Origin of the sequence: Reyranella soli, from assembly GCF_007992495.1 — a bacterium.
Taxonomy (GTDB): Bacteria; Pseudomonadota; Alphaproteobacteria; order Reyranellales; family Reyranellaceae; genus Reyranella; species Reyranella soli.
The window spans coordinates 1-12011 of record NZ_BKAJ01000121.1 but is presented as its reverse complement, the minus strand read 5'-3'; the positions used below and the strand labels follow the sequence as shown (position 1 = coordinate 12011).

Here is a 12011-nt window from a genome sequence, read left to right as displayed (position 1 = left end):
TAGGGAGGAAACGCCCAAGGGCGCTTGCCATCATTCGTCCAGGAGAGTTCGGACCCGCCGATGGCAGCGGAATTCAATGAAGGCCGAGGCTCTCCGCCACGGCCTTGCTGGTCACCTTGCCGCGATGGACATTGAGGCCGGCGGCGAGATGCGGATCGGCTTCGATCGCCGCCATGCCGCGGTCGGCAAGGGCGAGGCCGAAGGGCAGCGTGGCGTTGTTCAGCGCATAGCTCGAGGTCAGCGGGACCGAGCCCGGCATGTTGGCGACGCAGTAGTGGATGACGCCGTCGACCTCGTAGGTCGGATCGGCATGCGTCGTCGCATGCGAGGTCTCGAAGCAGCCGCCCTGGTCGATGGCGACGTCGACCAGCACGGTGCCGCGCTTCATGGCGCTCACCAGCTGCCGCGACACGAGCTTGGGCGCGCTGGCGCCCGGCACCAGCACGGCGCCGACGATGACATCGGCGGCAACGGCCTCTTCTTCAATGGCGTGCAGGGTCGAGAAGCGCGTGCGCACGCGGCCGGCGAACAGATCGTCGAGCTGGCGCAGCCGCGGCAGGGAGCGGTCGAGGATGACGACTTCGGCGCCCAGACCGACCGCCATGCGCGCGGCGTGCGTGCCGACCACGCCGCCGCCGATCACCGCGATGCGTGCAGGCTTCACGCCGGGCACGCCGCCGATCAGGAGGCCGCGGCCGCCAGCATGGCGCCGGAGAGCGCTGCCGGCGGCCTCAATGGCGAGCCGGCCGGCCACTTCACTCATCGGCGCCAGCAAGGGCAGGCCGCCGGTGGCGTCGGTGACGGTCTCGTAGGCGACGGCGGTGCAGCCCGAATCGATCAGGCCCTTGGTCTGCGCGGCATCAGCTGCCAGGTGCAGATAGGTGAAGAGGATCTGGCCTTCGCGCAGCCGCTTGCATTCCTGAGGCTGCGGCTCCTTCACCTTGACGATCATCTCGGCGGCGTCGAAGACCTTCTCCGCGCTGGCGGCGATCGAGGCGCCGACCGCGCTGTAGGCGGCATCGTCGGCGCCGATGCCGAGCCCGGCTCCGCTCTCGACGACGACGGAATGACCACGGACGACGTACTCGCGAACCGCTTCCGGCGTCAGGCCGACGCGGTATTCGTGGACTTTGATCTCCTTGGGAACGCCGACGCGCATGCTTTGTTTCCTCCTGCCCCGGTTCTACGGAGTGGCAGGCGGTGTTTCCCAGCTTTTGTCGACGGCGGATGGGGGAGAGATGCCCGATTCCGGCGCGGATTGTCCAGCTAGGCGCTGGAAACCTGCAGCCGCTTGGCGAGCGCGTGGAACGGCGGTCGGTCGAGCACCTGCCGCAAGGCGAAGCTGGACTGGATGCGCAGCACGTGCGGCAGGCGGGAGAGCTGGTCCTTGTGGATGTGCTCGTAGTCCTCGATGTCGCGCGCGGCGACGACGACCAGATAGTCGTCGGTGCCGGACATCAGGTAACAGCTCACGATCGACTCGCACTTGGCGATTGCCACCTCGAAGGCGTTCAGGGCCTCCTCGCGCTGGCTGTCGAGGGCAATGTGGACGATGACGGTCGTGCCCATCCCCAGGGCCTTGTAGCCCACCTCGGCCCGGTAGCCGGCGATGATGCCTTCCTGCTCGAGCGTCTTCTGTCGCCGGGCGCACGCCGTGGGCGACAGGCCGACCTTTTCGGACAACTCGACATGGCTGGCGCGGCCGTCGTGAACCAGCGCGCTCAGAAGGGCGATTGAAAAACGATCGAGGGACATGGCGGGCCTCACATCAAGCCGGGCTCGCCCAGATCCGTTCCGTCGACGAGGCGGCTATAGCGATAAGGGTACGGATCGACGATCGGCGAATCGTTGGCGACGATGTCGGCAGCCAACCGCCCCGCCGCCGGGCCGATGCCGAAGCCGTGGCCGCTGAAGCCAGCCGAGACATGCAGGCCCGGCAACTTGTCGATGGCGGAGATCACCGGGATCCAGTCGGGCGTGAAGTCGATCAGCCCGCCGTACATGTGCACGATCTTCAGGTTGGCGAGCTCGGGGTAGAGCTCGGCGATGCGCTTCAGCGCGAAGCTCACCAGCTTCTCCTGGGCCGGCGGATCGTAGGTGCGCATGCGCTCGAACGGCGAGACCGTGTCGTTGCGCCAGTTCAGGATGGCCTCGGGGCCATCGAAGAAGGAGCGGCCGACGCGGATGGTGACGAGCTTGTAGCGCTTCTTGAAGGTACGCCAGAACGACCGGGCATACATCAGGCCCTGCGGCGTGAGTTCGAGCATGCCGCGGCCGCTGATGCCGATCGTGTAGCCGCCGTCGAGCCGGCGGCGGAACGTGATGTCGGGCGTCGAGATGCCGCCTTCGGTGATCTGCGGCGCCGGCGCCGTGAAAAACGAGGTCGAGCGCACGCCGGCCAGTGGCATGTCGATGCCGTGATGGCGGCAGAACATCGAGGTCCAGACGCCGCCCGCGACCAACACGGCGCTGGTGCGGATCGTGCCCTTCTCCGTGGCGACGCCCGAGACGCGGCCCGCCGACGTTTCGAGCCCGCGCGCCGCGCACTCCTGATGGATAGTGACGCCGAGCCGCCGCGCGCCTTCAGCGATCGCTGGCACAGCGAGAGCCGGTTCCGCCCGGCCGTCGGTCGGCGAATGGATGCCGCCGACCCAGGCACCGGTGCTACCCGGAGTCATCGCCTTGGCGTCCGCCGCGGACAGGACGTGGCTATGCATCTGCATCTCGCGCGCCTTGTCGGTCCAGCTCGCGTACCGGTCGAGATCGGCCTGGCTGGTCGTCACATAGACGAGCCCGGTGCGGCGAAAGCCGGTTTCGGCGCCGAGCTCTGCGTTCAGTCCGCTCCACATGTCGACGGCGCGCTGCGCCAGCGGCAACTCGCGCAGATCGCGATGCTGCTGGCGGCACCAGCCCCAATTGCGGCTGGACTGCTCGCCCGCGACGTTACCCTTCTCCACCACCGCGACCGAATGGCCTTTCTTTGCGAGATGGTAGGCAGCCGTGATGCCGGCGATGCCGCCGCCGATCACGACGACGTCGGCGGATTGCGGCAACGCTGCGTCGCTTTGGATACGGGTAACCGGAGGCGACATTCGGCGATCTTCCTTGATGGCAGGAACAGGCGAAGCGACTGCGATATAGCAGTGCGTCAACCAATAGACACCAAAATGAAACTCTGGCGCGAGTCCCAACCCCTGTAGGGCAGCGCTCTCACCGCCGGCTCTTCCTCATCGAGCGCGCCCAGCCCTGCAGGACCTTCTCGATGCTGCCCACCAGGCCGTTGGCGTGGCGGGACAACAGATGGTTGCCCTGACTCATGAGCGTCACCGGCAGCACGACAGTGGGCGTGAACGGCCGCCAGCCGACGCCGACCAATCCGATATTGAGTGAGAAGCTGTCGACCAGCCCTACGCCCAGCCCGCGCTGGACGTAGCAGGCGGCGACGAGGCTCATGGTCACCTGCAGGCCGATCTGCCGCCGCTCGCCGGCAGACTCGAAGGCCTGGTCGAGCAGCTGGCCGAAATGGGTCTCGCGGCCGAATGAGATCAGCGGATGCGGGGCGAGATCGACCGGCGTGATCGTCTCGCGCTCGAGCAGCGGATGGCCGATCGGCGCCACGAACACCATTTCGGCCGCGCCCAGCGTTCGCACCGTCAGCCCGGGAAGCTGCACCGGCGAGAGCGTCAGGCCGAAATCCGCTTCGCCGGCGGCGACGGCTTCGGCGACTTCGCGGGCCGGCAGCAGGTGCGAGGAGATGCGGACGGCCGGATTGGCTTTCTGATACGGCGCCGCGGCCGCCGGCAGTAGCGCGGTGGCGCTCGACGACGAGGCGACCACGCGGACGAGCGCGGCGCCGCCGGTCTTGACCTCGCCGGTCAGGCGTTCGAAGGCCGACAGCTCGCTCATGATGCGGTCGGCATCGGGCAGCAGGCGCTGCGCCTCCGGTGTCGGGTAGAGGCGGCCCTTGATCGGACGCAGCAGCTTGAAGCCGAGCTGTCGTTCGATCGCGCGCATGGCTTTGCTGACAGCCGGCTGTGAAATACCGAGGAAGGCTGCCGCGCCCGTGATCGTCCCGCTGCGCATCACGGCATGGAAGATCTCGAGTTGGCGGGCGTTCATGCCGGACCATAACCGGAGGTTATGGGGCTGCTCAATGTCTTCTATCGACGGCCGGGCGCCGGCCGTCACAATCGACGGCACAGAAACGGGAGCTCTTGGTCGACATGGGCATGCGCGTTGGCGTCGATATCGGCGGCACCTTCATCGACTTCTGTCTGTGGGACGAGGCGAAGGAGGAGCTGCACAGCCTGAAGGTGCTCACCACGCCGCAGACGCCGGGGGCCGAGCTGCTGCGCGGCCTCGACCTGCTGCAGGAGCGGCACGGCGTCAGCCCGTCCGACATCACGAGCTTCGTCCACGGCACCACCGTCGGCATCAACACCGTCATCCAGCGCAAGGGCGCGTCGCTGGCGCTGATCACCACCGAGAATTTCGAGGATGTGGTCGAGCTGGCGCGGCTGCGCATGCCCGAGGCCTACAGCCTGTTCTCGCGGCGGGGTGCGCCGCTGGTGCCGCGCGACCGCATCTTCGGCATTCGCGAACGCATGCTGTCCGACGGCTCGGTCGAGCAGGCCGTCGACGAGGCCTCGGTGGTGGCGGCGATCGAGAAGGCGCTGGCCAAGGGCGTCGACGGCATCGTCATCTCGCTGCTCAACGCCTATCGCAATCCGGCGCACGAGGCCCAAGTGGCGGCGATTGCGGCTCGCGTCGCGCCGCAGCTGTTCGTCTTCCGCTCGAGCGAGGTCTGGCCGATCATCCGCGAGTACGAGCGCACGACGACCGCGCTGATCAATGGCTATGTCCATCCCAAGGTCAGCGACTACCTCGAGAAGCTGATCGAGGGCCTGGAAAGCCGCGGTGTCGTGGCCGAGCCGCTGATCACCAAGTCCAACGGCGGCATCATGCGCGCCGAACTCGGCAAGCGCGCCTGCGTCAGCATGGTCCTGTCGGGCACGGCGTCGGGCGTGATGGGCGCCGCCTGGGTCGCCAAGGAAGCGGGCCATCCCAACGTCATCACCCTCGATATCGGCGGTACCAGCGCCGACGTCGCCCTGATCATCGATGGCCAGCCGCAGTTCGGCCTGGGCGAGAAGATCGGTGACCTGCCGCTCTACATCCCGAGCGTGGCCGTCTCGTCGATCGGTGACGGCGGCGGCTCGATCGCCTGGGTCGACGGCTTCGGCGTGCTCAAGGTCGGGCCAGAGAGCGCCGGCTCCGCACCGGGCCCGGCCTGCTACGGCCGCGGCGGCACGCAGCCCACCATCACCGACGCCTTCACGGTCTGCGGCTTTTTAGGGCAGCACGACCTCGCCTACGGCGCGTTCCGCCCCGACGTCGGCTTGGCGCGGGCGGCGATCGGCACGCTTGCGAGCCGCATCGGCCTCGGGTTGGAGCAGACGGCGGAAGCGATCATCCGAATCGCCATCTCCGGCATGTTCGTCGAGGTCAACAAGCTCGTCGCCCGCTACGGCGTCGACACGCGCGACTTCGCGCTGCTGCCGTTCGGCGGCGCCGGGCCGATGCTGGGCTGCTTCCTGGCGCGCGAGCTCGGCATGCAGCGCGTGCTGATCCCGTCGCGGCCCGGCGTCGTGAGCGCGCTGGGCGGCCTGGTCGCCAACGTGAAAAACGACTTTATCCGCACGCTCTTCATCATGGCGGCGGACGCCGACTCGGCTCGGCTGCGCGAGGCGGCCAAGACGCTCCAGGCCGACGGAACGGCCTGGCTGCGCGACGAGCAGGAGTTCACCGGCGAGGCCGCCTATGCGTGGTTCGCCGACATGCGCTACCGCGGCCAGTCCTTCGAGATCGAGGTGCCGCTGGCGCAGGAGCTCATCGAGGCCGGCGACATGGCGGCGATCGCCGAGGCGTTCCATCGCGCCCACGAAGGCATCTACGATTTCTGCGACCGCGAGTCGCCCGTGCAGATCATGAACCTGCGCCTGGTCGTCTCGGGCGCCTCGTCGAAGCCCTATCTGCGGCCTCTGGCGCGCGCTGCGACCGCCGCACCCGTGGCGGAGCAGACGCTGAAAGTCTTCTTCGACGGCGACTGGCACCTCGTTCCCTTCTACCGGCGGGCGGCGCTGGAGGCGCATCACCGCTTCTCCGGTCCCTGCGTCATCGTCCAGGACGACACGACGGCCTGCGTGCCGCCCGGCTTCGGCGCCACGGTCGACGGCGGCGGCAACATCGTTCTCGAGCGGGCGGAGTAGGGGTGATGAAAGTCGACAAGATAACGCTCGAGATCCTGGCCAACCACATGCGGGCCGCGGCCGAGAGCATGGCCTACACGCTCTACCGCACGGCGCACTCGACCTTCGTGAAGGAGACCGAGGACTTCACCATCCAGATCCTCGATGCAGCGGGCCGCACGGCCGCCGTGCCCATGGACCTCGGGGCGACCTGGTATCCTGGCCTCGACTATGGCCGCGCCATTCCGATGATCTCCCATTACGAGCCGGGCGACATCGCGCTGACCAACGATCCCTATTCGGGCTTTCTCGCCACCCACACGCCGGACCTCGTGCTGTGGAAGCCGATCTTCCACGAGGGTGAGCTGCTGTGCTTCACCGCCGGCCACATCCACAACACCGACATGGGCGGCGCCGTGCCGGCGAGTCTGTCGCGCGCCCTGACGGAGATCCACCAGGAAGGCATCCGCTTCAAGCCCAGCAAGCTCTATCGCGCCGGCGTGCTGAACCAGGAACTGCTGGACGTCATGATGACCAACGTCCGCAAGCCGGATCTGAACGTCGGCGACCTGAAGGCGTTCGTCGGCGCCATGAACACTGGCGAGCGCAAGGTGCGCGAGCTCGTGGCCAAGTTCGGCGCCGACACGCTGCGCCAGGGCATGAGCGATCTTCTGGACTATGCCGAGCACCAGGCGCGCGAGATCCTGCGCTCGATTCCCGATGGCGAGTACTTCTTCTCCGACTATGCCGACGAGGACGGGCCGGAGGGGTATCCCGCGCGACTGGTCGTGACGCTGCGCATAAAAGGCGATTCGGCGATCCTCGACTTCACCGGCAGCGACCCGCAGCTCACGTCGTCGCTCAACGTGCCGACCGGCGGCAATCCGCATCACACGCTGATGCTGGTCGGCGTCTACTACATCCTCTACTCGCTCAATCCCAACGTGGTGCTGAATTTCGGCCTGACGCGGCCGTTCCATTGCATCCTGCCCGAGGGCACGGTGGTCAATCCGCAGTTCCCGGCCGCGGTCGGCATGCGCAGCCTGACCTGCGGGCGCATCCGCAGCCTGCTGTTCGGCGCCTTCGGCCAGGCCATGCCCGAGCGCATGCCGGCCGCGCCCGCGGGCTCGAGCTCGATCGTCAATGTGATGACTCACGACGATCGCACGGGTGAGGCGGTGATCGCCGCGGTCAATCCCGTGGTTGGCGGCTCGGGCGGAATGCCGACGGGAGACGGGACCAACGGCAGCGGCGCCGACGCGGCCTATCTCAAGAACACGCCGGTCGAGATCACCGAGGCCGAGGTGCCGATCCGCTTCCGGCGCTATGGCCTGGCCTCGGGAACCGGCGGCGCCGGCCGCTGGCGCGGCGGGCTCGCCACCCACATGGAGTTCCAGGTCTTCACGCCCAACACGCGCATCACCGCGCGCAACCGCGACCGCTGCCGCTTCCAGGCCTGGGGCATTTTGGGCGGCAAGGCAGGCCGCGGCTCGACGATGTCGCTCAACCCCGGCCGTCCCGACATGCGCGTGCTGAACAACATCGACACCTTCACTGCCGGTCCCGGCGATATCGTCAGCATCGTCTCGCCGGGCGGCGGCGGCCGCGGCGACCCGCTCGACCGCGAGCCCGAGCGAGTGCTGCGCGATGTGATCTGCAACTACGTCGCTATCGCCGATGCTGAAGCGGAGTACGGCGTGGTGCTGACCGGCATGGGCGCTGACTTGGCGGTCGACTTAGCCGCGACCGAAGCGTTGCGGGCGCAGCGCCGCCGCAACGAGCCGCATCCGCACTTCCATTTCGGCGCCGCGCGCGAGGCCTACGAGCGCGTGTGGACGCGCAGCGCCTACGACGCCATGACCGCGCTGCTGGCGAGCCTGCCTGTCCACTGGCGCTACTTCGTGAAGCGCAAGCTGATGGAGGGCCTGAAGCGCGAGGGCAGCAGCGCTGCCGACGTCCAGGCCGTGTGGCAGGCTCTGCTCGCCGAGTTGCCCTACATCCGTGCGCAGCAAGCGGCGGCCGAGTAGCCCATGGCCATCGACATCTTCACGGCGGATTTCCGCGCCGCGCCCTGGTGGTGGGACGATTGCCGCACGCCGGAGGAGCCGCGCGCCGACCTGCCGCGCGCCGTCGACGTGCTGGTCGTGGGCGGCGGTTACGCTGGCGTCCATTGCGCGCTGACCCTGGCCGAGGGCGGGCGCGACGTGCTGGTCCTCGATGCCGAGCGCCTCGGTTGGGGAGCGAGCTCGCGCAACGGCGGGCAGATCACCGGCGGCGTCAATGTCGGCAAGATCCCGGGCGGCGGCAATGCCACCAAGTCGGCGGCGGCCGAACAGCGACAGGCGATCCTGCGCGATGCTGCGGCCGGTCTGCGGCATCTCGAAGCCACCATCGAACGCCATCAGATCCAGTGCGGCCTGCATCGCACCGGCCGGCTGACGGCGTTGTGGACGGCCGATCACTGGAAGGGATGGCAGGACCGTCTCGACGATCTCAACCGCTACTCCGATGCCGAGGCGCGGATGATCGACGCCAAGTCGATGGCGGACGAGATCGGCAGCGACTTCTATCGCGGCGGCGTGGTCATAGGACGAGCGGGCCATCTGCAGCCGGCTCAACTCCATGCCGGGCTGCTGGCGGCAGCGCGCCGGGCAGGGGCCAAGGCCCAGGGCAGCACGCGCGTCACCGCCATCATGCGGCAGCGCGATGGCGACTGGAAGGTCGAGACCAGCCGCGGCTCGCTGACCGCCGAAACCGTCGTGGTCGCGACCAACGGCTACACCGGCCGGCTGGTCGGCCCGCTGCATCGCCAGGTGATTCCCGTCACGACGCACATGATCGCGACCGAGGAACTGCCCGCCGATCTTGCGAAAAGCCTGCTGCCGTCGAATCGTGCGGTGTCGGAGACGCGGCGCGTCATCAATCACTTCCGGCTATCGCCCAACGGCCGACGCCTGCTGTTCGGCGGCCGGGCGCGCTTCTTCCCGGCAGCCGAGCAGGTCACCGCGGCGATTCTCCATCGCGCGATGCTGCAGCGCTTCCCGCAGCTCGCCGGCGTTCGCATCTCGCACAGCTGGGGCGGGCGCGTCGCCGTGCCGTTCGACTACATGCCGCATATCGGCCAGCACGACGGCGTCCATTATGCGCTGGGCTGCAACGGCAGTGGCGTGGTGATGATGAACTGGCTGGGCCATGGCATTGCCCAGAAGATCTTGAATGGCACGTCGGATCGGGTGAACGCCTTCGATACCGGCACGATGCCGACGCATCCGTTGTTTCACGGCAAGCCGTGGTTCCTGCCGATCGTCGGCACCTACTACCAGGCGCGCGACTGGCTCGACCGTCGTCTCGCTGCATGAAAGGAAGAGTCGTGCGCACCATCACCCGTCGATCCCTGCTCTTGTCCTCGGCTGCGGCGATGGCGGCGCCGGCCATCGTTCGCGCGGACGCGTGGCCCAACAAGCCCATCCGCTTCATCGTGCCCTTCGGGCCGGGCGGCTCGACCGACATCTCCATGCGCATCCTGGCGCCCAAGCTCAACGAGATGCTGGGCCAGCCCTGCATCGTCGAGAACCGCGCGGGGGCCGGGGGCGTGGTCGGCACCGACCAGGTCACCAAGTCGGCGCCCGACGGCTACACCCTGGGCCACTGCACTGTCTCCCAGGTCGTCATCGCGCCCGCTCTCTACGAGCGCCTGCCGTTCGCGCCGGAGAAGGACCTGACCGCGATCGCGCCGACCGTGTTCGTGCCGATGTGCCTGTCGGTCACGCGCAAGGGTCTCAAGGTGAACTCGCTGCAGGACCTGATCGCGGAAATGAAGGCCAACCCGGGCAAGCTCAGCTATGCCAGCAACGGCATCGGCGCCACCAGCCATCTCGCCGGCGCCAACCTGCTGCGCCTCACCGGCTGCCAGGCCGAGCACGTTCCCTATCGCAGCGGCGCCGAGGCCATCCAGGCGCTGGTCAACGGCGACGTGCAGTGGGCCTTCGACGTGCCGGTGCTGCATGGCCCGCATCATCGCGACGGCAACCTCCGCATCCTCATGGCCTCCCCGGACCGGCAGCCGCTGATCCCCGATGTTCCGGATCCTACCGAAGCCGGACTGCCCGAGTTCAAGGCCTATTCATGGTTCGGCATCTTCGGTCCCGCCGGTCTGCCCCAGCCCGTCGTCACCAAGCTCTCGACGGTGATGGCCGAAGTGCTGGCCGATGCGGCGATCGCCAAGCGTCTGAACGACAACGGCCTGCCGCCCATGCTGCAATACGCCACGCCGGCGAAGTTCGAGCAGTTCATCGGCCAGGAGCGCGTCTTCTGGCCGCCGATTGTCCGTGCATCAGGAGCCCGCGTTCAGTAGCCAGGCACAAACACTGACTGCCGACGTCAACTTGGTGAATCTCACTACCATCGGCAGGCTAGAAGAGCCGGATGCCCGCCCCGCTGCTCCATATCGAGACCACGTCCACGGTGCCGACGGCCGCCGATGCCGTGGTGATCGGCGGCGGCATCGTCGGTGTCTTCGCCGCCTACTACCTCGCCCGGCGCGGTCTTGGCGTGGCGCTGGTGGAGAAGGGCCGCATCGCCGCCGAACAGTCGAGCCGCAACTGGGGCTGGTGCAGACAACAGAACCGCGATGCGCGCGAGCTGCCGATCTCCATCGAGAGCATGGCGCTGTGGGAGCGGCTCGCCGGGGAAATCGGCGAGGACGTCGGTTTCCGGCGCTGTGGACTGCTCTATCTCAGCGACGACGAAACGGAGATCAAGACCTGGGCGCGCTGGCGCGATCTCGCGCGCCCCTTCGGCCTCACGACGGAGGTTTTCGGCGCGACAGAGGCGGCTGAGCGTGGCAAGGCGACCAACCGGCCCTGGAAGGGCGGCGTCTTCTCGCCGTCCGACGGCATCGCCGATCCGGCGCGCGCCGGGCCGCTCGTGGCGCGCGCTATCCTCACGGCCGGCGGCAGCGTGCATCAGATGTGTGCAGCGCGCGGGTTGGAAACCCAGGGCGGCCGCGTCAGCGGCGTGGTCACGGAGGCAGGCACGATCCGCACCGGCACGGTCGTGCTGGCCGCGGGCGCCTGGGCGTCGGCTTTCTGCCGCCAGCTCGGCATACGCTTCCCGCAGGCCTCGGTCCGCGCCTCCATCCTCGCCGTCGGACCGGTCGGACAGGAGCTGCCCGCCGCCCTCCATACGGCCGCCGTCTCGGTGACGCGCCGCGGCGACGGCGGATATACGCTCGCGATCAGCGGCCGTGGCCGAGTCGATCCAACGCCGCAGAAGGTGAGATTTGCGCGCGAGTTCGTGCCGATGTTCGCGCGGCGCTGGCGTTCATTGGCTCCCGGCGGGCTTGAAGGATGGCGCGCCGGTTTCGAGACGCTCGACCGCTGGCGCCCGGATGGACCCTCACCGATGGAGCGCATTCGCACGCTCGATCCGCCGCCGGATCAGCGGCAGGTCGACGAGACGCATCGCCGTGCCTGCCGCCTGTTGCCGGCGTTGCAGGGTGTGCCCATCACCGCGGCCTGGGCGGGCTACATCGACAGCACGCCCGACGGCATCCCGGCCATCAGCGAGGTTCCGGGCTTGCCCGGTCTGATCCTGGCGGCGGGATTCAGCGGCCACGGCTTCGGCATCGGCCCGGGTGCCGGGCACCTCGTTGCCGACCTGATCACCGGCGCGCGGCCGGTGGTCGATCCCACGCCCTACCGAGTAGAACGGTTCGCCGGTTCGGCCTGGGGCAAGGTCGCGGACTTCTAGTAGCTCTGCACA

9 protein-coding genes are annotated in these 12011 nt (G+C 68.3%); 5 read left to right on the top strand and 4 right to left on the bottom strand.

Going from position 1 to position 12011, the window contains the following annotated elements; all coding sequences use genetic code 11:
• Nucleotides 1-73: 73 nt before the first annotated feature.
• The 4 genes from ald to RSO01_RS31520 all read right to left on the bottom strand — a co-directional run bounded on the left by ald (nt 74) and on the right by RSO01_RS31520 (nt 4119).
• The gene (gene ald, locus RSO01_RS31535) at nt 74-1159 is read right to left on the bottom strand and encodes an alanine dehydrogenase (protein ID WP_147154534.1); all 1086 of its coding nucleotides are present in this window, start codon (nt 1157-1159) and stop codon (nt 74-76) included.
• 107 nt (nt 1160-1266) lie between these two features.
• The gene (locus tag RSO01_RS31530) at nt 1267-1755 is read right to left on the bottom strand and encodes an Lrp/AsnC family transcriptional regulator (protein ID WP_147154533.1); all 489 of its coding nucleotides are present in this window, start codon (nt 1753-1755) and stop codon (nt 1267-1269) included.
• A gap of 8 nt (nt 1756-1763) precedes the next feature.
• The gene (locus RSO01_RS31525) at nt 1764-3092 is read right to left on the bottom strand and encodes an NAD(P)/FAD-dependent oxidoreductase (RefSeq protein WP_147154532.1); all 1329 of its coding nucleotides are present in this window, start codon (nt 3090-3092) and stop codon (nt 1764-1766) included.
• Nucleotides 3093-3210: 118 nt separating this feature from the next.
• Entirely contained in the window at nt 3211-4119 is a 909-nt protein-coding gene (locus RSO01_RS31520) for a LysR family transcriptional regulator (protein WP_147154531.1), read from the bottom strand.
• A 104-nt stretch (nt 4120-4223) separates the two neighbouring features.
• Here RSO01_RS31520 and RSO01_RS31515 point away from each other — a divergent pair, with 104 nt between their 5' ends.
• The 5 genes from RSO01_RS31515 to RSO01_RS31495 all read left to right on the top strand — a co-directional run bounded on the left by RSO01_RS31515 (nt 4224) and on the right by RSO01_RS31495 (nt 11999).
• On the top strand, nt 4224-6269 hold the full coding sequence (locus RSO01_RS31515) for a hydantoinase/oxoprolinase family protein (protein WP_147154530.1): 2046 nt from the start codon (nt 4224-4226) through the stop codon (nt 6267-6269).
• A gap of 5 nt (nt 6270-6274) precedes the next feature.
• A complete protein-coding gene (locus RSO01_RS31510; RefSeq protein WP_147154529.1) occupies nt 6275-8275 on the top strand; it encodes a hydantoinase B/oxoprolinase family protein in 2001 nt (666 codons plus the stop codon).
• A gap of 3 nt (nt 8276-8278) precedes the next feature.
• Nucleotides 8279-9607, top strand: a complete 1329-nt coding sequence (locus RSO01_RS31505) for an NAD(P)/FAD-dependent oxidoreductase (protein WP_147154528.1) — start codon at nt 8279-8281, stop codon at nt 9605-9607.
• An 11-nt stretch (nt 9608-9618) separates the two neighbouring features.
• Nucleotides 9619-10602: a Bug family tripartite tricarboxylate transporter substrate binding protein gene (locus tag RSO01_RS31500; RefSeq protein ID WP_218037517.1), complete on the top strand. Its 984-nt coding sequence runs from the start codon at nt 9619-9621 to the stop codon at nt 10600-10602.
• Between the two features lie 71 nt (nt 10603-10673).
• On the top strand, nt 10674-11999 hold the full coding sequence (locus RSO01_RS31495; protein WP_147154526.1) for an NAD(P)/FAD-dependent oxidoreductase: 1326 nt from the start codon (nt 10674-10676) through the stop codon (nt 11997-11999).
• Nucleotides 12000-12011: the final 12 nt, after the last annotated feature.

Bases quoted from the DNA above. Each gene is read 5' to 3' on its own strand.
- RSO01_RS31495 (WP_147154526.1), top strand. From the start codon at position 10,674: ATGCCCGCCCCGCTGCTCCATATCGAGACCACGTCCACGGTGCCGACG.
- RSO01_RS31515 (WP_147154530.1), top strand. From the start codon at position 4,224: ATGGGCATGCGCGTTGGCGTCGATATCGGCGGCACCTTCATCGACTTC.
- RSO01_RS31530 (WP_147154533.1), bottom strand. From the start codon at position 1,755: ATGTCCCTCGATCGTTTTTCAATCGCCCTTCTGAGCGCGCTGGTTCAC.
- RSO01_RS31520 (WP_147154531.1), bottom strand. From the start codon at position 4,119: ATGAACGCCCGCCAACTCGAGATCTTCCATGCCGTGATGCGCAGCGGG.
- RSO01_RS31510 (WP_147154529.1), top strand. From the start codon at position 6,275: ATGAAAGTCGACAAGATAACGCTCGAGATCCTGGCCAACCACATGCGG.
- ald (WP_147154534.1), bottom strand. From the start codon at position 1,159: ATGCGCGTCGGCGTTCCCAAGGAGATCAAAGTCCACGAATACCGCGTC.
- RSO01_RS31525 (WP_147154532.1), bottom strand. From the start codon at position 3,092: ATGTCGCCTCCGGTTACCCGTATCCAAAGCGACGCAGCGTTGCCGCAA.
- RSO01_RS31505 (WP_147154528.1), top strand. From the start codon at position 8,279: ATGGCCATCGACATCTTCACGGCGGATTTCCGCGCCGCGCCCTGGTGG.